Source organism: Bisgaardia hudsonensis (assembly GCF_004345785.1).
Classification (GTDB): domain Bacteria; phylum Pseudomonadota; class Gammaproteobacteria; order Enterobacterales; family Pasteurellaceae; genus Bisgaardia; species Bisgaardia hudsonensis.
Genome location: NZ_SLXI01000002.1, coordinates 138306 through 160501, shown reverse-complemented (window position 1 = coordinate 160501; position 22196 = coordinate 138306). Strand labels below are relative to the sequence as shown.

Below are 22196 nucleotides of genomic sequence, written 5' to 3'. Positions count from 1 at the left end.
TTTTTAAAATTACAATATTTTTTATAAAGAGAATTTATTTTACAGGCTGAAAAGTGTATCCTATATGGTATTAATGACTTTTACGTCTGTTTGTTTGATTTTCAAACAAATTTCTTTTAACTAATCAAAGAATAGGTTACATATGACTCAAAAATTAGTACTAATCCTTAACTGCGGTAGTTCATCTTTAAAATTCGCAATTCTTGATCCAGAAAATGGCGATGAAAAATTGTCTGGTCTTGCAGAAGCATTTTTCCTTCCAGAAGCTCGTATTAAATGGAAATTAAATGGTGAGAAAGGTACAGCTGATTTAGGTAATGGTGCAGCACATAGTGAAGCATTGAACTTTATTGTATCAAACATCTTAACTCAAGAAATAAAAGATAGTATTGTTTCTATTGGACACCGTATTGTTCATGGTGGAGAAAAATATACCAGTTCAGTTATAGTAACAGATGAAGTTATCAAAGGGATTGAAGATGCAGCGGAATTTGCACCACTTCATAACCCAGCACATTTAATTGGAATCAAAGAAGCATTTAAAGCATTCCCACATTTAAAAGAAAAAAATGTTGTTGTTTTTGATACTGCATTCCATCAAACAATGCCAGAAGAAGCTTATCTATATGCATTACCATATTCACTTTATAAAGAACATGGTGTTCGTCGTTACGGTATGCATGGCACAAGCCATTATTTTGTGAGTAAAGAAACGGCAAAACGTTTAAATATCGCTGAAGATAAAATCAATGTTATTACTTGCCATTTAGGTAATGGTGGTTCTGTTTCTGCTATTCGTCATGGTAAATGTATTGATACTTCAATGGGCTTTACACCATTAGAAGGTCTTGTAATGGGAACACGTTCTGGCGATCTTGATCCTGCAATTATGTTCTATTTACATAATTCTCTCGGTATGTCTGTTGCTGAAATTGAAGAAACTTTAGTGAAAAAATCAGGTTTATTAGGTTTAACTGAGGTTACTAGCGATTGTCGTTATGCTGAAGATAATTACGATAAAGAAGCACCAGCAAAACGTGCTTTAGATGTTTATTGCTATCGTTTAGCAAAATATATCGGCTCTTATATGGCAGTAATTGGTGAACGCTTAGATGCCATCGTATTTACTGGTGGTATTGGTGAAAACTCTGCCCTTGTTCGTGAATTAACATTGAACCACTTAAAATTATTTGGTTATGATATTGATTCAGAGAAAAATTTAGCCGCTCGCTTTGGCAAAGAAGGTGTAATAACAAAAGATAATACACCACTTGCAATGGTTCTTCCTACTAACGAAGAATTAGTTATCGCACAAGATACTGCTCGTCTTACTTTCTAGTATAAATAAGCTGCCGAATGTTCGGCAGTTTTCTTTTAACTAACAAAATGAATAAGGTTTATTATGTCTCGTACAATTATTCTTATACCTATTAGTGCTGGCGTGGGTTTAACCAGCATTAGTTTAGGTTTAATTCATGCTTTGGAACAAAAAGGTGCAAAGATAGGCTTCATGAAACCTATTTCTCAACCTATTACTGATGAAGATAAAATTGATCGTACAACCTCTATTATTCGTAAAAGTACCGCACTTGAAACAGCAGACCCTTTTATGTTAAGTGTTGCTGAAAATCTTATTGGTCAAAATCAATCTGATCTGCTACTCGAAAAAATAGTAGAGAAACATCAAAATCTTGCAAAAAATAATGAATTAATTATTGTAGAAGGTCTTGTACCAACAAGAAAACATAGCTATGCAAATAGCATTAACTATGATGTTGCTCAGGCACTTGATGCAGAAATAATACTAGTTGCAGCACCAACTACTGAAACATCAGAAGAGCTAAAAGAACGTATCGAAGCTTCAGCTTCAGAATTTGGTGGAAAGAATAACCCTAATTTATTAGGTGTGGTTATTAATAAATTTAATGCACCAATTGATGAAAGTGGTCGTACTCGTCCAGACTTAAGCGAAATTTTTGATGCTTATCAACACAGCCATAATAATATTTCTGAGGTTTATAAACTTTTTGAAAAATCACCAATTAAATTGCTTGCTTGTGTACCCTGGAGTGCAGAATTAATCGCAACGCGTGCGATTGATTTAGTTAATCATTTAGGTGCGACAATTATTAATGAAGGTGATATTCAAACTCGCCGTATTCGTAGTATCACTTTCTGTGCAAGATCACTACAAAATATGGTCGATCATTTTAAAGCGGGTACCTTACTGGTTACTTCAGCAGATCGACCAGCTGTATTAACAGCAGCGGCACTTGCTTCTCTTAATGGTATTGAACTAGGGGGAATCTTATTAACTGGTGGCTATAAAATAGATAACCAAATTAATAAATTATGCCAACCTGCATTTGAAAAATCTAAATTACCTATTTTCCGTATCGAAGGTAATACTTGGCAAACTTCATTAACATTACAAAATTTCAATCTTGAAGTACCAGTTGATGATAAAGAACGCATTGAAAATATTAAACAATATACTTGTGAACAATTCTCTAGCGACTTTATTGACTCATTAGTAGCTGATTCTTCTCGTTTACGTCGTTTATCACCACCAGCATTCCGTTTCCAATTAACAGAATTAGCTCGTAGTGCGAAAAAACGCATTGTATTACCAGAAGGAGATGAACCTCGTACAATTAAAGCTGCTGTACTTTGTGCGGAAAAAGGAATTGCTGAATGTGTATTATTAGCTAATCCAGAAGATGTTAAACGCGTTGCTGATTCTCAAGGCGTAACGCTTGGGGCTGGTATTTCCGTAATTGATCCAAAAACAGTTAGTGAAAATTATGTTGCTCGTTTGGTTGAGTTACGTAAAAACAAAGGTATGACTGAAGATTCTGCTCGCGAACAACTTAAAGATACCGTTGTCTTAGGTACGATGATGCTTGAAGCAAATGAAGTTGATGGTTTAGTCTCTGGTGCAGTACATACTACCGCAAATACTATTCGCCCACCTATGCAGATTATTAAAACTGCACCGGGTAACTCTATTGTTTCGTCAATTTTCTTTATGTTACTACCAGATCAAGTGCTTGTTTATGGTGACTGTGCGGTTAACCCAGATCCAAATGCAGAGCAATTAGCAGAGATCGCTATTCAATCAGCTGATTCTGCGAAAGCCTTTGGTATTGAACCAAAAGTAGCAATGATCTCTTATTCTACTGGTACGTCTGGTAGCGGTGCTGATGTAGAGAAAGTAAAAGAAGCAACACGTATTGCTAAAGAAAAACGTCCTGATTTAATTATTGACGGTCCATTACAATACGATGCGGCTGTAATGGAAGATGTAGCTCGCTCTAAAGCACCAAACTCACCAGTAGCAGGTAAAGCAACCGTATTTGTATTCCCTGATTTAAATACAGGTAATACGACTTATAAAGCGGTACAACGTTCTGCAGATCTTGTATCTATCGGACCGATGCTACAAGGTATGCGTAAGCCAGTGAATGATTTATCTCGTGGAGCATTAGTTGATGATATTGTTTATACAATCGCATTAACTGCAATTCAAGCAACACAATAAATCTAAAAAATCTTACCGCACTTTAATAACAATATTTATAAAGTGCGGTATTTTTTTAATACTTTTTTATTATTTCCAATAATTGTAAGCCAAATTCTCGACGCCATCCACTCAGCAATTCAGGTAAATTATCGGAATCTTCATTTTTTAACCAACACCACTTTATTAAATGTTCCAAAAATTTTTTACTTGTGATTACTTCTGGCAATAAAGTTTCAGGCGTGATCTCTTTTAATGCCTTTTGTAATAATTTTAATATCTTACGATAATCTGGATCTGTTGATATTCTCTCAATTTTAGGAGGATAATCAGTAGGATCAATGCGTTTACATTGATCAAGTATTTGTAATATTTTTTTACCATGAATACGCACTTCTGAAACAGATAATCCTATAGCTAATAATTGAGAAGTATGTTTAGGATTTTCTTTCGCTACTCGCCAAAGATTCTCTCCCTTTACAACAAAATTGATTGCTTTATCTCGCTTAATCGCTTCTTCATAACGCCATTTCGCCAGTAATTGTAACCGCATTAATTCTATCGACTCTAATTGCCAAGCATTTGGGATATTAAAATAAACATAATTAGTATCTTTAATTTTTAAACATTTATTAAGTAGATAATGACTATCCTCTTGTGCTGCACTTTCCCAACCTACTTTAGCTAAATCAACTTGCATTTTCTGATATAGAGGCAATAAATACCATACATCTGCTGCAGCATAAGCCAATTGCTGAGCTGATAATGGTCTTGCTAACCAATCCGTTCTTGATGAGCTTTTATCCATTTCTAAACCAAAATAATGTTGCAGTAATTTCGCTAATCCTGTTGAATTACCAAATTTAAGGAAATTTGCCATAATTTGAGTATCTATCATTGGACTAGGTAACTGCTTGAAATAATGTTGAAAAACTTCTAAATCCTCACTACAAGCATGTAATATTTTAAGAATATTTTGATTTGCCAATAATTTGATAAAAGGAGTAAAATCGGTAATTTCTAAAGGATCAATTAAACTAATATTCTCACCATCATAAAGTTGAATAAGCCCTAATTTTGGAAAAAAGGTTCTAACTCGAACAAATTCAGTATCAAGGGCAACAAATTTTTTTTGCTCCGCCTGCTCACATACTTGTAGTAATGCGATATTATCCTTAACTACCTTAAAATCAGGTAAAGATAACAATTCTTTTATTTCTGAAGTCATAATTTACTATTTTAATTAATTCAATATACAAATATAAAGACGCCATAAAGGCGTCTTTATCACTTAATTTTATTGCTTTTATTGATGATTATTTTGACGTTTTGCAATTTCTTCTTCCCGCAAAACTCGTCTTAATATCTTACCTACATTTGTTTTAGGTAACTCATCGCGAAACTCTATTTCTTTTGGTACTTTATATCCAGTGAGGTGTTGACGACAATGCTGACGAATTTCATCTTTCGTCAAACTCTCATCTTTTTTTACAACAAACACTTTAATTGTTTCACCAGATACTTCATGTGGAACGCCAATCGCAACCGCTTCCAAGACTTTATAATTAAGCATTACCACATCTTCTATTTCATTAGGATAAACATTAAAGCCAGAAACAATAATTAGATCTTTTTTACGATCAACAATTCTTAAACTATAACTGTCATCCATAACCACAATATCACCGGTCGCCATCCAGCCGTCTTTTAACACTTCTGCAGTAGCTTCTGGACGTTGCCAATAACCTTGCATAACTTGTTCACCTTTAACCCATAATTCCCCTGGCTCACCTAATCCAGCTTCTGATCCATCATCTTTGATAATCTTAATATCCGTATTAGGTACAGGAACACCAATTGTGCCATTATGTTTAGTTACAGTAATAGGACAAGCGGCAATGAGTGGCGAGCACTCCGTCATTCCATAACCTTCGATAATTGTATTGCCTGTTAATTCTTCCCAACGAGTAGCAACAGATTGATGAATTGCCATTCCGCCACCAACAGCAAGTTTTAAATTAGAAAAATCAACTTCTTTAAAGTTTTCATTGTTTAATAAAGCATTAAACAATGTGTTCACACCTGTAATAGCAGAGAAAGAATATTTTTTTAGCTCTTTCACAAAACCATTAATATCACGGGGATTAGTAATTAATATTGAGGTAATACCAAGCTCAATAAAAAGCAAACAATTCACAGTAAGTGCAAAAATATGATAAAGCGGTAACGCTAAAATAGCAGAACGTTCTTTTTTTGAATTACCAACAAAAGGCTCTGCAATCCAAGCAGCTTGAAAAACATTAGCAATAATATTTCCATGAGATAACATCGCACCTTTAGCAACACCTGTTGTACCACCAGTATATTGTAAAAAAGCAAGATCATCTCGTTTTATATTTGGTCTAACATATTGACGACTTTTACCGATAGACAGCACCTCACGGAAAGTAACTGCATGTGGTAATTTATATTTTGGTACTAATTTTTTAACATATTTGACGACAAAATTCACTAATGTCCGTTTTCCAAAGGAAAGCTGATCTCCCATTCTCGTCAAAATAACATGCTTAACATTAGTATTAAAAACTACTTTCTCTAATGTTGAAGCAAAATTAGAAACAACAACAATCGTTGTCGCACCGCTATCCTGTAATTGATGTTCTAACTCTCTCGGTGTGTAGAGTGGATTAACATTAACAACAACTAACCCCGCTCTTAAAATACCAAATAAAGCAATAGGATACTGCAATAAATTTGGCATCATTAATGCTACTCGCTCACCTCGTTGTAATTTCAATTCATTTTGTAAATAAGCGGCAAATGCTCGACTACGTTCTTCAAGTTTACGAAATGTTAACACTTGTCCCATATTAATGTAAGCAGCACGATCTGGGTGCTCTCTTACCGCTTTATCAAACATATCTAAAAGATTTTCATATTTTGATGAATCAATTTCAACGCTACTGCCTTCAGGATAATTTTTAAACCATGGCTTTACCATATTTTTACCTTTATTTTTATCTTATAAATTTATTGAATTTTATCACTTTTCTTATTATTAATACAGATTCCAACGTAGCTTAGGCTCAGGTCGCCAAAAAGCCCCAAATCCCCAACGAAGACGTTGTTCTCGATAATCAGCTAAATCTTCAGGATCATAATAATACTCTTCAACCAGTTTCCAACGTTTATAATTATCAACTTTTAATACTGGGTATAAGTAGTTCGCTTGATCTATTTTCCCTTGTTCTGTTTTAACTAATACACCTGAAAATGACATATACTGATCTTTTAATATTTCTGGATCAACAAATCCATTAATATAAGCAATAAATCGTCCATTTGGTACAGAATAAATAGCTGGTTTAGCTGAAAACCTTGAAACTGGATAACTCAATATTTCAATTTTCATTTTATCTTTCAACGCAATAGCATTAAGCACCTTTCCAGCTAATCTTGCTTTTTTGCATTGGCAAAGGTAATCATCATTTTGTATCTCTTGGATATCCTGTATTTGAAATTGCTCTCTTTCTAATCCTTTAGGTGCTGAAATACAACCTGTTATTCCCAAAGATAATAAACATAGAATAATTATTTTTTTCATCTATTTGATGTCTCCATCATAAATTGTACTATTACTCTCTACCTGGAAGTTTTTTCCAAGTTACTTCATTGCGTAAATAAACTGGCTCTATTTCCAACGCACTTATCCATTGCTTTTGCTTATAAAGCGGTAATGCAATAGACAGCATATATTGAGCAGAAGGTAAAGTAATATTAGAATTTAAAGTAAGATCTGCCAAAGCAAATTGCGAATAAGCTGACCAGCCTGTTCCCACTGTTGTCCAATCTTTATCACAAGCAGATAATTGTTGAATCACCTTTTCAGGACTAGAAACTTGTTCTTTAATAATTTCCTTCCATTGAATAAATTCATCAGAATCTAACCGCACTTTTTCTGCCATTAAATGACTAAAATAAACTTCATTCATTCTCGCATCAATAGCAGATAATACGTTGATGGAACCATTTTGTTCATAAGCTTGTTGTGCCATTGCGGTTAAATTAGAAATCCCGATAGCTGGAATATCAGTACCTAATGCTAACCCTTGTGCAATTCCTGCTGCCACCCGAACCCCCGTAAAACTTCCAGGTCCACGACCAAAGACCAACGCATCAATTTGAGCAATACGAATACCTGAATTTGTTAAAATATCGTCCACCATAGGTAAAATACGTTTAGTATGAGTTCGCTGTGCAATTTCAAATAAATGTGTTTTTTCGCCTTTATATAATAAAGCCACTGAGCAAGCCTCAGTAGAGGTATCAATTGCTAATAATGTTGTCATTTTATTTTTTATTCTCTTTATTTTGAATTTCTTTTAGAAATTGTATCACTTTGTTTAAATCTCTGGTACGTTTTGCATCAGGTAAACTCTTTAAAAAAGTTTCACCATAAGATCGCATAACTAAACGACTATCGCAAATCATTACCACACCACGATCGGTAACATCGCGAATCAAGCGACCAACACCTTGCTTTAAGGCTATCACCGCTTCTGGAATTTGAATATCTTTAAAAGGATCGCCACCTTGCAATCGACAATCTTCAATTCGAGCTTTCAGTAAAGGCTCATCTGGAGCAGTAAAAGGTAATTTATCAATAATTACTAAAGATAAGGCATCACCTCGTACATCAATACCTTCCCAAAAACTTGATGTCGCCACCAACACCGAATGATCTTCTTGAATAAAATGCTCAAGTAACTTTCCTTTTGACGTTTCACCTTGTAATAAAACCGCAAGTTCACTATTTTCACGAAAATATTCAGCTAAACCTCGCATCATAAAATAAGAAGTACATAATACAAAACAACGTCCATTATTCGCTTTAATTACAGGCAATAACATTTCTGCTAAAGTTGACAATGTTTGTTTTTGATTACTTGCTGGCAAATATCTTGGTACACATAACATCGCTTGCTCAGCATAATTAAATGGACTTTGTAAAATCTTTTGCTCCCCATTTTGAATGCCTAACCGTTGACAAAAATGATCAAAGTTACCACCAACTTCAAGGGTAGCAGAAGTAAAAATCCAAGCAATTTCACGATTTTTCATCTCATTGCCAAATTTATCGGCAACAGTTAATGGCGTAATATTTAAACCAAATTGTCGTCCTATCGCTTCATACCAATAGCAATAGCCCGTGATACTCGTGTCTTGTAAACGTGCTAGCATATTTTTAAGTACCGCAATACGCTCAAAAATACTATCTAGCGTCTGTGATCGCCCTAAACCGCTTTTTACCACCTCAGATAAAAAATTTAATTTTTCTTGTAATAAACTAAAGCCTTTTTGTACCGCACTTTTAGTATATAATTCTCGCCAATTCCCTTTTACATTTCCATCACCCAGTAATAAACGAAAATCTTGCACCACTTTTTGTAAATTATCCGAGGCAACGCCAAGTTGTGCCATATCTTTTACTTCAGTACGATAAACAATATTAATATCTTTACATAAATCAAAAAATTGACGTGCAGTAACAGATTGCCCAAAATATTGACTTGCGATGTCTGCTAACTGATGTGCTTCATCGAAAACAACTACTTCTGCATTAGGTATTAACTCACCAAAACCACTTTCTTTTACCACCATATCTGCAAAAAATAAATGATGATTAATCACCACTAAATCTGCATTTAATGCTTTTTTTCTTGCCTTAGCCACATAACAATCCCCATAACTAGGACAGTCAGAACCTAAACAACTATCTGCGGTACTGGTAAGTTGCGAAAAAATACCACTATCTTCTGCTACTTCAACACATTCAGAAAAATCCCCTGTTTTTGTGGAAGTATGCCATTTTCTAACTTTGGATAAATCCGCCAATACCGTTCGATCCCCTAATACACCTTGTGCAATAACTTGATCCAAACGCTCCAAACAAAGATAATTAGATCGACCTTTTAATAAAGCGATTTTTCCTGTGTAATTTAGTGCTTTTTTTATTGCGGGAAGATCTCGATTAAACAACTGATCTTGTAAATTTTTCGATCCTGTCGAGATAATTGTTTTTTTCTTCGCTAATAGGGCTGGTGCCAGATAAGCAAAAGTTTTTCCCGTACCCGTACCCGCCTCAACGACTAATGGCTTTTTGTACGTGATCGCCTTGTCAACTGAAACAGCCATTTCTAGTTGCTCTGCTCTAGGCTTAAATCCTTTAATATTCTGACTTAACTCACCTTTTTCGGAAAAAACGTGAATAATTTTAGATGATTGATCCATTAAACTATCTATGTTGTATTAAATTAATATTATTGTAACAGATAACTATCAAAAAGGCTTATTCCCCATCGTCCAAAATAGTATTCAACTTAAGTTTTAACAGATGATTTTAATATATGACTTTTGTTTATCTCTAGTGATAAAATATCTTAATACTAAAAAATGAGGGCATTAAAATGACAACTATTACCTTTCTAAAACAAATTACACCAGAGCTAAGTCTGCAACAATATAATGAAATTCCTGTTATCGCTTTAGATCACCATATTGGTAAAGCATTCATTTCATTACAAGGTGCACATTTATTTAGCTGGCAGCCTAAAGCACAACAAAAAGATGTACTTTGGCTCAGTGAAATTGAACCTTTTACACTAGGTAACCCTATTCGTGGTGGAGTTCCTCTTTGCTATCCTTGGTTTGGGGGCAAACAAAATCCAGCTCACGGCTATGCTCGCAATACTTTATGGAAACTCACTGATTACCAAATCGAAACTCAAAAAGTGCAGTTAGAATTTTGTTTATTTTCCGAGAACCATCTTATTGAAGCCAAAATCAATATGGAATTTTATGAAGATTGTAAATTAACCTTTACTCATTATGGTCAAGATCCCGCAGAAATAGCACTACATAGTTATTTCAATATTGCTGATATAGAAAACATTGAGGTATCAGGTTTACCTACTAGCTGTTTTAATTCTTTAATCCAACAACAAGAAACCGTTCCTTCTACGCGTAAAATTGCAGAGAATGTAGATTGTATTTATAAAATAGCCACCTTAGAAACACATCAAATTAATGACGCCATTTTAAATCGTTGTATTGAAATTACGCATAAAAATGCAACAGAAACAGTATTATGGAATCCTTGGCATAAAGAAACTAGCAGTATGAATAAAGAAAGTTATAAAACAATGGTCTGTGTTGAAACGGCTCGAATTTCACAAAAACTATCTCAAGGTGAGAAAGTCTCAACTATTATTAGCGTAAAATAACAATAAAAAAATCCCTCTGGTAATGCAGAGGGATTAGCTATTATCAATCAGTTTAATTAGAAACTCTTTGGTTAATTCTATCTGCAAACATACCAATACTTACCGCAAAATAATTCGAACGATTCCAATTTAATAAGGTACGAAAGTTATTAGAAACTAAAAATGCTCGTCCAAGTTCTTTATCAGGTCGAACTAACCAAAGTTTTTCGCGAGAAAGTGAATTTAATTTATCTTGCTCAACAGTGCTAAATGACTTTAAGCTCACACCTTTGTTTTGCCATTCTTGTAATGAACCTGCTTTTTCATTTTCTATCCCAGATAAATCAAGATCCATATATTGTGTTAGATTTACTTCTACACCCCAAGGTAACTCATTATTCCACCCTACTGTATGTAAATAGTTAGCAATAGAAGAAAATACATCATAATGGTTTTTCCAAATATCTTTATTCCCATCTTTATCGCCATCGGCAGCATAGCTTAAATAAGAACTAGGCATAAATTGTGTTTGTCCCATTGCACCAGCCCAAGAGCCTAACATTTTATTACGATCAATATGATCTCTTTCCAATAATTTCATTGCGGATATAAATTCTTTACTAAATAGATCCTCTCGACGTCCATCAAAAGCTAAGGTAGCAAGAACAGAAAGTACATCATAATTCCCTTGATAATAACCAAAACTACTTTCCATTCCCCAAAGCGCCATTAAATATTCTTTTTGAACACCAAAACGTTCACTTGCTTTGGTTAATTCAGGTAATCTTTCCCAATAACGACGTTCTGCTACATTGACTTTATTATCCGTTAATACTCTTTTTAAATAACGACTGACACCATGAGGATTAGCAATAGGCTTAGTTGCCGTGCTTTTTATCGAACGTCCAGCTTGTTTACGATCTAAATCAACCGCTTTCTGGATATAATTAATATTATTTTGAGAATTTAATAATTTAGCCGATACGCCTTGAGCAACCGCCTTTTGTTTTAAAAATACAACATAATCATCAAAGTTTAGTAAAGTTCTCGGTTTATTATATGTTGTATCATTATCGATAGGTTTAATGGAATAACTATTACTTGAACAAGCACCAAGAATAAAGCTCGCAATAAATAGCGATAATTTTAATTTTAACATTTCGGTTCCTTTTGGTTTTAATATAACGCTTAAAAGTAAGTACAGTTATTCTATATTTGAATAAAATTGATTAATATTTATATCATTTAAATAACATTTTGTTTATCTATATTACATTATTTTTAATATTAAAGATAATTTCATCGGTTTTACAAATTAAATCGATAGATTTAATAAATTAAGACTATTAATCTAGATCAATATATCTGTTATGACAATCATAGATAATCCCCATTATTTTATTCTTACCCACTAATATAACTTGGAGTGTTCTATGAAAAAACTATTAGCTACAATATTTATTGTAGGCTTAAGTTGCTTTCTTGCGATAGTAGCTTATGTTCATTTCTTTGACAAAGAGCGAGCGGAAACAAGGCTTGCTCAAGCAAATTTATCTAATACAGGTAAAGTGATTGCTAAACCATTTTTTGATAATGGTTGCCAATACTGCCATAGCCCAAATGCAGATCTTCCTTTCTATGCAAAATTACCAGTTGTAGGTACAATAATGGAACAAGATATCCTAAAAGGTACTCGAGCATTTCGTTTAGATCGCTTAGTTGATAGTATTGATCATCCAGAAAACCTATCAGAAGCTGATTTAGCTAAATTAGAATATGTTATTCAAAATCAAACTATGCCAATTACCTCATTTACTCATTTGCATTGGGGTACAAAACCTAATGATGAAGAGAGAAAAACAATTCTTGATTGGATACATCAACAACGTAATCAATATTTTTTACCAAAAAATACTGACGGTGTAGATGCAACGCGTTTAGTTCAACCGATTCCTGATAAACTAGAAACAAATCCGGCTCAAGTAGCATTAGGTAATAAACTTTATCATGATGGACGTCTATCTGGCGACGGCACAATTCAATGTCATACTTGCCACCAATTAGCAAAAGGTGGCGTTGATGGATTACAATTCTCTAAAGGAATTGATGGGCAAGTCGGCGGAATTAATGCCCCAACGGTATATAACGCAGCATTTAACTTTTTACAATTCTGGGATGGACGAGCAAAAGATCTTGCTGATCAAGCAGGTGGACCACCTCTAAATCCAATTGAAATGGGTTCAAAAAACTGGGAAGAAATTCTTGCTAGATTTAAATCAGATGATGAATTTATGAAAGAATTCCTTGCAGTGTATCCAGAATTTAATGAAAAAACATTAACACACGCAATTGGTGAATTTGAAAAAACATTAATTACCCCAAATAGTCCTTTTGATAAATACTTAAAAGGCGATGAAAATGCCTTAACTGAAGTAGAAAAACGAGGTTATCAACACTTCAAATCAGCAAAATGTGATACTTGCCACACAGGTATTGCAATGGGCGGTCAATCCTTTGAATATATGGGATTGTATGGCGATTACTTCAAAGATCGTGGTATCCCAATGACTGATGCAGACCAAGGTCGTTTTGCTCAAACAAAAGATCCTTATGATATGCACCGCTTTAAAGTGCCAACATTACGTAATGTTGCTTTAACCGCACCTTATATGCATGATGGTTCAGTAAAAGATCTTAAAGAAGCCGTTCGTATTATGGCTGTATATCAAAGTGGTAAAGATTTATCTGAACAAGAATTAGATGAAATTACAGCATTCTTAAAATCACTAACTGGTGAACTTGACGGCAAGCCGTTAACTTTAGAAAAGTAATAATCTTTTATCTTAACTAAAAAACTAAAGCTCAACTTATCTATGTTGAGCTTTATTTATTTTAGATAGATTATTTTATATATCAGAATAAAATAACAAAATACATTACTTTCTTAATATAGAATAAATTACTTTTAGCATAGATAACGGCAATAAACGAGGAATAACTCGCATTATAAATACCATAAAACCACTAGGTAAACTTTGCATAGCTAAACGATGTTTTAATAAAAATAATCGCCATTCACATTTTGCTTGAGCCAATCCTCTACGACGACTCACCATTCCATTGCCAACTCGTGCATAGACTAAAATATCTGCCAAATTAGCAACTTGTTTTGGGTATTTGGCAACTAAATTAATCCATAAATAATAATCTTCTTGTAAGTCTTGATAACCACCAACTGATTGTACAGCTTGCTTTTGATATGCCACCGCCATATGATTAAAAGGACAACGTTTTTTAGTAAACTCAACAATATCCTCTGCTGATAATGGTACTTTACGGTAGCTCATAATATCATCAATATTTTGACCAAATTCAGCTATTTGCCCACTGAAAATAATCGTATCAGGGTTTTGCTCTATAAATTTAATTTGTTTTTCAAAACGATCTTTCGCACAAATATCATCAGTATCCATACGAAATACCCAGTTATTTGAACAATGTTTCAAACCTTCATTTAATGCTTTACCCAATCCAATATTATTCGCTAAACGTACTGCTTTAATCGGTAAAAAATCCTTGTATTTTTGCACCGCACTTTCTAATTCTTCGGTAATAGCTCCATCAAAAACTAAAACGATTTCATCAGCAGGATAAGTTTGTTGTTTTAAACTTTCCAAACACTCAATTAAAAAATCTGGATTTTCTTTAATATATAAAGACATTAATACAGAAAACTTCATTATATAAACCTTTTTAAATTAATCGCTAATTGAGGCGATATAAATGTAATTAAAGCAATCAGTAACGATTTAAAATGCTTATTTAATTTAAATATTGCCCAATAATATTTTGCGGCTTGACGAGATAAATTCATAATATAGGGATAAGCCAACATATATTGCTTATTAATATCAAAATTCTTCTTTTGTACCGCTGTTTTGACATAAGATTGTTCGATTTTAGTAATTGCCTCTTCTGTACGTTGTATATTGGTGGAGACACTTTGCCTTTTAGTATGAAAAGTACATTGCGTTAATGCTTCAGAAATATAGGCTGGTTTAAATTCATTATGTGATAAAAGTTTAAGTAAAAACTCATAATCTTCCAATGCCATTAATGCCGTTGATAATCCTCCGACTTGCTTAAAAAGTGATTTTTTAATCGCAATCATCGGCATTCCACCAATTTTATTAGCAAGTAAAATATTTTCTAAAGTTAAATTTGCGATATCACTATAAGGGTGAGTAACATAAGTAAATTTTTCGTTAACCATCAAACATTTTGCTGGATGATAAATAAAATTGATGTCTGATTTACTTTTAATACATTGCATTAATACTTCACACTTATTATTCATAAAGCGATCATCATCATCTAAAAAAAGTAACCAATCATACTTAGCGTATAATGCCCCTATATTACGACTTTCTGCCGCCCCTTTGTTTTTTTCATTTCGAATCAGTTGTACTACAAATGGATAATCTTTATTTAATTGTATTGGTTCAATTGAATGATCATCAACGATAACCACCTCAAAATCATAACAAGTTTGCTGAACTAAACTCTCTAATAAATTGATTATTTCTATCTTACGATTATAGGATGGCACAATAATACTAAACATTATTCGTCCTTAATATTTTTGAATAAAATGAGATTATTACCTTTTTCCCCAAAAAGAGATAACAGCATTAGTAACATCAGCATCAATCCCGGAAAAGCATAAGTATCCGCTTTAATATTTAAAATAGATAAAATAGCTAAGGTTGATAAACTAAAATACCAACTCCCTTGAAACCAATGTAATGCAATTTTTCGTACAAAATATGCTGTAAATAATAAACAAACTATTACATTTACAATACCGCCATAAAGAATTTGCCGTAAAAAGCCACTATCGGTACCACCATAATAATGCCCATCAACTGTCATATAATAGCCTTCTCCAATCATTATTTGTTTTAATGTCGGAATAAACAAATGCTTTTCGATTAACGTATCCGTAGAAGAGCTAACCAAGCCTTTATGCCCTAATAAATTAATTAATGGCTCTAGGGCATGAGCAACGTATTTATGATCCGCAAAATTCATAGCTAACATTAAACATAACCCAGCAAATAACAATAATGCAGGTAAATAGCGAAGTTTAAAATAGGCAGCAATACTGATAATTGATAATAATAAAAAAGTCCGCCCAGAAATTAATCCAATACATAAAATTAAAAATAAATAAACCGCACTTATGGAATTATGTTGTTTGTTATAAGCTAATAAAAAATGCAATAACACAACATAGAAAGCACTCAACTGGAAAAATGCTGATGAGGTAAAATTATATAAACGATATTCTTGTTCTGAACCATAAAAAGTCGGTAATACAATATGTGTTGATAGTGCGAAATTGATGATAAAAGTAATACCGAGCAACGCTAAAAAACCAATAACAAATTGTATGCCAATCCCTATTTTCAAATCATTTATAAAACGTACTTTTCCATTATGTTGAAAATAAAATAGATTATAAATACCAATAGCAAAAACAAATAAAATCAAGGTCTTAATATATTGAAATAATACTGAAAAATCACGACTGCTATGTATCAACAAAGGTAATAAGGTAAATACAATTAAAATACCGATTACCGCTAAACTATCTAAAGGAATAATCACGCCTTGTGAATACTCTTTTTTGTATAATTTATAGGTCAAATAACTGATTGCTATAAAACCAACAAAAAATGCCATTCGGAAAAAATGGAATAACCAAGGATCATAGAGATAAAATAAATTAAAAATAGCAGACATAAACTTTCCTAAGTTATAAATTACGTTTGATGGCTAATAATTTTTTAAATGGATACTTGATTAATTTTTGCCATAATTTATGTTGTAAAGCACCTCGAAGCATTGCTAAATTACTTTGTAACTTCGGATTCTCGATCACCATTAATGGACGAACCGTACAAATCGCTAATTTAAATTCTCGTTCAAATAAAATATAATCATCAGCCAACCAAAATGGGCGTTTTTGCTGTTTTTCAAGAAAAACATTTACCGCGGATTTCTTAATCAAATAAGCCACTGTTCCAGCAAAATAAGGTCGATAGGTATAAGCATATTTGAAATGTGAACCTTTAATCTTATTTTGTAAAAAAGAGAACGTACTCGGATAAGTTATTTCCAATTCAATATCATTAAAACGGTCAATTTTTGATTGTCCAATTAAAATAATGTCGGCTTTATTTTTTTGTTTTAAAAGACAATCTAAATGATACTGGAAATTATCATTAAACAACGCGTCATCTTCACAAATCAAGCAATATTCATTATCTGCCACATTATCATCGTCTTTAATTAACTGATAAACGGCTAAATGGCTTAATGTACAACCAATTTCACCTGTTGTAACAGGACGAGAATAATGTGTTTCAAATTTTTTATAATCAAAAAGTGCGGTCAAATTTTCAGGTGTTTTTTGCATCGTATTAATCGCATCAAAAACCTGAAAATCTTGCGTATCTGCCTGTTGGAAAAAAAGTTCTCGACGTTGAATATCTTTAGCTAAAGAAATTAAATATTTTTTCATTTTATTGACTTCATTTTATTTATTTTATTATTACGCATTTTTGTAGAGAAAATATTTCAATTAAGTATAGGGTATTTAAAATAGTACACAATCGAAATAACTAATCTTGTTAAACTTGCACCGATTAACGCATAAGCGACACCATATAGCCCTAATTCACTAAAATAATAAAATAATCCAACTAACACTAAAATAGAAATCACTTGTCGAGTAAATAGTAAAATCTGTTTTCCCAAAATCAACATATTTTGAGAAAGTACCCAAGATAACCCAGCAATAATTGAATTAACAATAAACCATACTAATATTGGTGCAACTTCAAGGTATTTTTCAGTAAAAAAGAATCTCACTATTGGTTCAGATAAAAGTGGCACAATCACAATCGCACTTATACCCATAATACCCACTAACACCAAAACAGGCTTAATACGGTTCATCTTGTTGAGTAACCCTGAATAATAATAATCTGCAAGCATATTAATAAATTTAGTTAATAACGCATCAAATGCGATACAAACGGTATAAAGCCCTAAGGTATAATTTCCCATTAAAGAAACAATTAAAAACTTATCTAAATTAACTGTTGTCGCCCCAAAAGTTTGTAGTAAATTTTGTTTTAGCCAAGTTTTTCTAAAAAAATGATGATCAATCTTCGATAATCCCTGACTTTGCTCTGTAACAAAATTTTTATTAATACATCTTAAATAATAAAGGCACAATAATGCTTGAATACAAGTTAGCCCAGTTAATAAATATAATACTATCGGTAATTTTTGTTCTCCGAAAACCCAATAACAAATACCATAGAGTAATACTGCAAGGATTGGTTGTTGCAATGATATGGCTTTATAAAACCTTAAATTCGCATCAATTTTACTTTTTTCTAAAGTAATAGTCAGAACTGCAGTTAAAACAACATTAATGATAAATAGCACAGGAAATGTGGTTAATTTAAAAAAACATAATGCAATAATTGCTACCAATGCACTAACAACAAGAAAGCTAACAAAATAATAAGCCCACCCTAAATACTGACGTTGACGCATACTCAATGCAAATGCAAAGCCAACCCCACCTGCACCAATAGTAACAAGGTAAGTTACGGAGGTAACAAATAACTGAAAAGTACCTCGATCTTCTACATTTAATAAGTGTGCAAGCAGAAAAGCACTTATCATTGTAAGTCCTGTACTCAACACAGTTACAAAAATTAAATAAATCAAAGAACGATGTTTATTCATATTTTTTTGCAAAAGTAATCTCTTTTGTCCATTGTTCATAATAAGCTAAATTCTTACCATAAGAATTATCACAAACTGCGTGAGGCAACTCCAACAAGCAAGAAAAAATATGCCCATGCAAACGACTTGTTACCACGAAATCATAACGTAAAAATTCAATATTTACTCTCTTAATAATTGATAAGGCTCGATGATACCAAATTTTGCTCACCCAATTTTTAAGGAAAGATAAATGTAATATATTCGCTATTTTTGATAATTTACTGCATAATCGAGCAACTTTATCATCTGCTACTATTAATAAATCTTCCCAGTCTTTTATATGAGCATTCGCTGATAACTTTACTTGAATATTTTTTTCAATATGGCTTGCTTCAATATCTTTTCGTAAAAAGTATAACGTATTTTTTTCAGACATTTGTTTATTTTCTACCGCACTTTTAGATTGACGATGTAACATACCATACAACTGATGTGCCATATCTGGTGACAACGTCACTTTATTAGAAAAGGCTTGCATAATAGTTAAGCTATTAAGATCCCTAGCAAATAAATGACAATCGTTATGTTGTAAAAAAATTGACGCCGATTTTTCTAATGCTTTTTCATCAGAAAAATAAGCCGTTTGTGGTAAAACAATAATCCGATTATTTGGAAAGGATTTGATCAATGTTTCTCTTAAACGTTGCTCTTCCTCATAAATATCGCCAAAATTTCCCCCGCCATGACAAACTAATGTGGTATTTGGTGTTATATATTTCGTAATTTCCTTAACATCAAAATTTTGCCAACAACGTCTTAATCGTATATTAATGCCATAATCTTTCCAAAAAGTTTCTGTACCAACATAAATCAACAAATCCCCTACATTTAAATGTAAAGGATAATCAAAATACATCACGTCATTTCTATCAACAATAATTTCTGCTATTTGTTGTAATTGTTTTTTTAAGGAAACTAATACCTGATTCATAAATAAAATATCTCAATATAATTTATATCAATTAGAGAAAAATAATGGTGCATTGTAAGACTAAAGAATAATCCATTCAATAAAACTTATTATCTTTACAAAAGATTACAACGGATTTATGCTTACTATCCTTTTAATCAATAAAATAGATAAGAATGTTTGAAGTAACAAAACTAATTTCGACAATTATACTTCCACCTTTTAGTATTATATTTATTTGGATAATTGCATTATTACTAGGCTGGTTTAATTATAAAAAATTAAGTTATTTTTTGACCGCACTTGCATTAGGATTACTTTATACCTTTAGCCTACCTTATACAGCACAAAAATTGGAAGATAGTTTGGTTATTGAAGACAACCTAACCTTAAATGACTATCAGTCTGCTCAAGCTATTGTTGTTTTAGGGGGCGGATTGCGAGATAACAAAGAATTATATTCAAGCCTTGCCGTACCACAAATAGCATTAGAACGCTTGCGTTACGCTAGCTATTTATACAAAGAAACTCAATTACCAATACTACTTTCTGGAAGTACCCCAAATGGTAATTCCGAAGCAAACATTATGGCAAATGAACTGCAATATTTTTTCAATACACCAACCAAATGGCAAGAAGAACAATCTAAAAATACTATTGAAAATGCTATTTTTAGCTACAAAATACTTTCTCAAGAAAAAATTGAAAAAATTATTCTAGTGACTAATCAATGGCATATGCAAAGAGCAAAATTGCTTTTTGAAAAACAAGGGTTTACAGTATTACCAGCAAGTATTGGAAGTGGTATTACACCTGATTACTATCCATTAAATTTAATGCATTTTATTCCTCAATCAGCTGCTATCGCTAAAAATGCACAATTAATAAAAGAATGGCTTGCTTATTGGAAAATTAAATATTTTTAACCTATAAAAAAACGGTAAACCTTTAAAGTTTACCGTTTTGTTATTCATTGTTAAGTCAAATTATTCAACAACTAGCATACGACAAATATTTGTCCCGCCCGCCTGATGAGCTTCACCTTGAGTTACCAATACAAGATCACCAGCTTCTAAATGACCTTTATCTTTTAATAGACGAATTGCCTCTCTCGCGCCTTCTGCTGTACTTTCAAGTGTTTCGCTATGAACTGGCGTAACACCACGGTATAAAGCACATAAACTCAATGTTTTTTCATGACGAGATAATGCAAAAATTGGTAAGCCAGAACTGATACGTGACATTAATAATGGCGTACGTCCACTATTTGTCATTGAAACGATAGCTGAAATGCCTTTCATATGGTTTGCAGCATACATTGCCGACATTGCTACACTTTCTTCAATAGTCTCAAATGTAATATCGTTACGATGACGGGAAACATTTAGGCTTGGCATTTTTTCAGCCCCTAAACAAACTTTAGCCATTGAGGCTACTGTTTCTTCTGGATATTGACCAGCTGCCGTTTCCGCAGAAAGCATTACCGCATCAGTACCATCTAATACAGCATTTGCCACATCCATTACTTCTGCACGAGTCGGCATAGGATTGCTGATCATTGATTCCATCATTTGTGTTGCAGTAATCACCACACGATTTAATTGGCGTGAACGGCGAATTAATTTCTTTTGAACTCCAACTAATTCGGGATCGCCAATTTCCACCCCTAAATCACCACGTGCAACCATAATCACATCAGAAGCTAAAATGATGTCATCCATAGCTTTATCATCAACCACAGTTTCAGCACGCTCTACTTTAGCAACAATTTTTGCATTTAAGCCAGCTTCTTTTGCTAATTCACGTGCATAATTTAAATCAGCACTTGAACGAGGGAAAGACACCGCTAAATAATCCACACCAATTTTAGCCGCAGTTAAAATATCTGCTTTATCTTTCTCTGTTAACGCATCAGCAGATAAACCTCCACCTAATTTATTAATACCTTTATTATTAGATAAAGGACCGCCAACTGTTACTTCAGTTAATACTTTCGCACCATCTGTTGATAAAACTTTTAATTGAACACGACCATCATCTAACAATAAAATATCGCCAGGTACCACATCTTGTGGCAATGTTTTATAATCTAAACCAACAGCTTCTTCTGTTCCTTCACCTCTAGGTAAGTTAGCATCTAATACAAATTTATCACCAATATTTAAAAATATCTTACCATCTTTAAACGTCGAAACGCGTATCTTAGGACCTTGCAAATCACCAAGAATTGCAACGGTTTTACCTAATTTTTTTGAAATTTCACGTACACGAGCTGCTCGACCAATATGATCTTCAGGCGTACCATGCGAGAAGTTCATACGAACAACGTTTGCACCAGCAGCAATAATTTTTTCTAAGTTATCACCACGATCCGTAGAAGGCCCCATAGTACAAACGATTTTAGTTCTTCTTAGTCTTGTAGACATTATTTTTACTCCGTCAATTACTTAAATATATAAACACATTCAAAATTCAAACTTACTTATCCTTATCCACTTTCATCCACAACAAAAAAATACAACAACATACCCTAAAAGGAGTAATTAAACACGATAAAATAAACCGATAAAGATAAAGAAATGCCAAAACCTTGAAAATCTTGCGTATTATACCTGAAAATAGGATTAGATCGATA

At 32.9% G+C, this 22196-nt stretch carries 18 protein-coding genes; 5 read left to right on the top strand and 13 right to left on the bottom strand.

Going from position 1 to position 22196, the window contains the following annotated elements; genetic code table 11:
* Window positions 1-142 precede the first annotated feature (142 nt).
* Both EV697_RS03375 and pta read left to right on the top strand, forming a co-directional pair.
* Window positions 143-1339, top strand: coding sequence for an acetate kinase (locus EV697_RS03375; RefSeq protein WP_132022644.1), 1197 nt, complete (start codon window positions 143-145; stop codon window positions 1337-1339).
* Window positions 1340-1402: 63 nt separating this feature from the next.
* Window positions 1403-3541, top strand: a complete 2139-nt coding sequence (gene pta, locus EV697_RS03370) for a phosphate acetyltransferase (protein ID WP_132022642.1) — start codon at window positions 1403-1405, stop codon at window positions 3539-3541.
* A 55-nt stretch (window positions 3542-3596) separates the two neighbouring features.
* Here pta and rnd read toward each other — a convergent pair whose 3' ends face one another.
* The 5 genes from rnd to yoaA all read right to left on the bottom strand — a co-directional run bounded on the left by rnd (window position 3597) and on the right by yoaA (window position 9811).
* A complete protein-coding gene (gene rnd / locus EV697_RS03365) occupies window positions 3597-4748 on the bottom strand; it encodes a ribonuclease D (RefSeq protein WP_132022640.1) in 1152 nt (383 codons plus the stop codon).
* A 78-nt stretch (window positions 4749-4826) separates the two neighbouring features.
* Window positions 4827-6521, bottom strand: a complete 1695-nt coding sequence (fadD, locus tag EV697_RS03360; protein ID WP_132022638.1) for a long-chain-fatty-acid--CoA ligase FadD — start codon at window positions 6519-6521, stop codon at window positions 4827-4829.
* Between the two features lie 57 nt (window positions 6522-6578).
* The gene (locus EV697_RS03355; protein ID WP_132022636.1) at window positions 6579-7124 is read right to left on the bottom strand and encodes a Slp family lipoprotein; all 546 of its coding nucleotides are present in this window, start codon (window positions 7122-7124) and stop codon (window positions 6579-6581) included.
* A 31-nt stretch (window positions 7125-7155) separates the two neighbouring features.
* Entirely contained in the window at window positions 7156-7869 is a 714-nt protein-coding gene (tsaB, locus tag EV697_RS03350; RefSeq protein WP_132022634.1) for a tRNA (adenosine(37)-N6)-threonylcarbamoyltransferase complex dimerization subunit type 1 TsaB, read from the bottom strand.
* Window position 7870: 1 nt separating this feature from the next.
* Window positions 7871-9811 carry a DNA repair helicase YoaA gene (yoaA, locus tag EV697_RS03345; protein WP_132022632.1) on the bottom strand — a complete coding sequence of 647 codons (1941 nt, stop codon included), beginning with the start codon at window positions 9809-9811 and terminating at the stop codon, window positions 7871-7873.
* 176 nt (window positions 9812-9987) lie between these two features.
* Between yoaA and EV697_RS03340 the strand changes: the two genes are divergently transcribed.
* Window positions 9988-10803, top strand: coding sequence for a D-hexose-6-phosphate mutarotase (locus tag EV697_RS03340; RefSeq protein ID WP_132022629.1), 816 nt, complete (start codon window positions 9988-9990; stop codon window positions 10801-10803).
* A 52-nt stretch (window positions 10804-10855) separates the two neighbouring features.
* Here the strand turns inward: EV697_RS03340 and EV697_RS03335 are convergent, their stop codons facing one another.
* Window positions 10856-11941, bottom strand: coding sequence for a lytic murein transglycosylase (locus EV697_RS03335; protein WP_132022626.1), 1086 nt, complete (start codon window positions 11939-11941; stop codon window positions 10856-10858).
* Between the two features lie 274 nt (window positions 11942-12215).
* Between EV697_RS03335 and EV697_RS03330 the strand changes: the two genes are divergently transcribed.
* Entirely contained in the window at window positions 12216-13613 is a 1398-nt protein-coding gene (locus tag EV697_RS03330) for a cytochrome c peroxidase (RefSeq protein WP_132022623.1), read from the top strand.
* Window positions 13614-13718: 105 nt separating this feature from the next.
* Here EV697_RS03330 and EV697_RS03325 read toward each other — a convergent pair whose 3' ends face one another.
* The 6 genes from EV697_RS03325 to EV697_RS03300 are packed head-to-tail and all read right to left on the bottom strand — an operon-like array spanning window position 13719 to window position 19582.
* A complete protein-coding gene (locus EV697_RS03325) occupies window positions 13719-14522 on the bottom strand; it encodes a glycosyltransferase (protein ID WP_132022620.1) in 804 nt (267 codons plus the stop codon).
* Window positions 14522-15406 carry a glycosyltransferase family 2 protein gene (locus EV697_RS03320; protein WP_132022617.1) on the bottom strand — a complete coding sequence of 295 codons (885 nt, stop codon included), beginning with the start codon at window positions 15404-15406 and terminating at the stop codon, window positions 14522-14524. Before EV697_RS03320 ends, EV697_RS03325 begins: the two co-directional genes overlap by 1 nt.
* Entirely contained in the window at window positions 15406-16587 is a 1182-nt protein-coding gene (locus EV697_RS03315) for a hypothetical protein (RefSeq protein ID WP_132022614.1), read from the bottom strand. The genes EV697_RS03320 and EV697_RS03315 overlap by 1 nt, the downstream gene beginning before the upstream one ends.
* 13 nt (window positions 16588-16600) lie before the next feature.
* Window positions 16601-17368 carry a glycosyltransferase family 25 protein gene (locus tag EV697_RS03310; protein WP_132022612.1) on the bottom strand — a complete coding sequence of 256 codons (768 nt, stop codon included), beginning with the start codon at window positions 17366-17368 and terminating at the stop codon, window positions 16601-16603.
* Between the two features lie 56 nt (window positions 17369-17424).
* Window positions 17425-18621, bottom strand: coding sequence for a lipopolysaccharide biosynthesis protein (locus EV697_RS03305; protein ID WP_418883940.1), 1197 nt, complete (start codon window positions 18619-18621; stop codon window positions 17425-17427).
* A complete protein-coding gene (locus EV697_RS03300; protein WP_132022607.1) occupies window positions 18602-19582 on the bottom strand; it encodes a polysaccharide pyruvyl transferase family protein in 981 nt (326 codons plus the stop codon). Before EV697_RS03300 ends, EV697_RS03305 begins: the two co-directional genes overlap by 20 nt.
* Window positions 19583-19737: 155 nt before the next feature.
* On the opposite strand from EV697_RS03300, the gene EV697_RS03295 reads away from it, so the two are divergent.
* On the top strand, window positions 19738-20487 hold the full coding sequence (locus tag EV697_RS03295) for a YdcF family protein (protein WP_132022604.1): 750 nt from the start codon (window positions 19738-19740) through the stop codon (window positions 20485-20487).
* Window positions 20488-20547: 60 nt separating this feature from the next.
* On the opposite strand, the gene pyk is transcribed toward EV697_RS03295, so the two are convergent.
* Window positions 20548-21987 carry a pyruvate kinase gene (pyk, locus tag EV697_RS03290; protein ID WP_132022601.1) on the bottom strand — a complete coding sequence of 480 codons (1440 nt, stop codon included), beginning with the start codon at window positions 21985-21987 and terminating at the stop codon, window positions 20548-20550.
* Between the last annotated feature and the right edge of the window lie 209 nt (window positions 21988-22196).

What these genes read in the sequence shown, in the direction of transcription:
- EV697_RS03375 (WP_132022644.1), top strand. Translation starts at nt 143, where the DNA reads ATGACTCAAAAATTAGTACTAATCCTTAACTGCGGTAGTTCATCTTTA.
- pta (WP_132022642.1), top strand. Translation starts at nt 1,403, where the DNA reads ATGTCTCGTACAATTATTCTTATACCTATTAGTGCTGGCGTGGGTTTA.
- rnd (WP_132022640.1), bottom strand. Translation starts at nt 4,748, where the DNA reads ATGACTTCAGAAATAAAAGAATTGTTATCTTTACCTGATTTTAAGGTA.
- fadD (WP_132022638.1), bottom strand. Translation starts at nt 6,521, where the DNA reads ATGGTAAAGCCATGGTTTAAAAATTATCCTGAAGGCAGTAGCGTTGAA.
- EV697_RS03355 (WP_132022636.1), bottom strand. Translation starts at nt 7,124, where the DNA reads ATGAAAAAAATAATTATTCTATGTTTATTATCTTTGGGAATAACAGGT.
- tsaB (WP_132022634.1), bottom strand. Translation starts at nt 7,869, where the DNA reads ATGACAACATTATTAGCAATTGATACCTCTACTGAGGCTTGCTCAGTG.
- yoaA (WP_132022632.1), bottom strand. Translation starts at nt 9,811, where the DNA reads ATGGATCAATCATCTAAAATTATTCACGTTTTTTCCGAAAAAGGTGAG.
- EV697_RS03340 (WP_132022629.1), top strand. Translation starts at nt 9,988, where the DNA reads ATGACAACTATTACCTTTCTAAAACAAATTACACCAGAGCTAAGTCTG.
- EV697_RS03335 (WP_132022626.1), bottom strand. Translation starts at nt 11,941, where the DNA reads ATGTTAAAATTAAAATTATCGCTATTTATTGCGAGCTTTATTCTTGGT.
- EV697_RS03330 (WP_132022623.1), top strand. Translation starts at nt 12,216, where the DNA reads ATGAAAAAACTATTAGCTACAATATTTATTGTAGGCTTAAGTTGCTTT.
- EV697_RS03325 (WP_132022620.1), bottom strand. Translation starts at nt 14,522, where the DNA reads ATGAAGTTTTCTGTATTAATGTCTTTATATATTAAAGAAAATCCAGAT.
- EV697_RS03320 (WP_132022617.1), bottom strand. Translation starts at nt 15,406, where the DNA reads ATGTTTAGTATTATTGTGCCATCCTATAATCGTAAGATAGAAATAATC.
- EV697_RS03315 (WP_132022614.1), bottom strand. Translation starts at nt 16,587, where the DNA reads ATGTCTGCTATTTTTAATTTATTTTATCTCTATGATCCTTGGTTATTC.
- EV697_RS03310 (WP_132022612.1), bottom strand. Translation starts at nt 17,368, where the DNA reads ATGAAAAAATATTTAATTTCTTTAGCTAAAGATATTCAACGTCGAGAA.
- EV697_RS03300 (WP_132022607.1), bottom strand. Translation starts at nt 19,582, where the DNA reads ATGAATCAGGTATTAGTTTCCTTAAAAAAACAATTACAACAAATAGCA.
- EV697_RS03295 (WP_132022604.1), top strand. Translation starts at nt 19,738, where the DNA reads ATGTTTGAAGTAACAAAACTAATTTCGACAATTATACTTCCACCTTTT.
- pyk (WP_132022601.1), bottom strand. Translation starts at nt 21,987, where the DNA reads ATGTCTACAAGACTAAGAAGAACTAAAATCGTTTGTACTATGGGGCCT.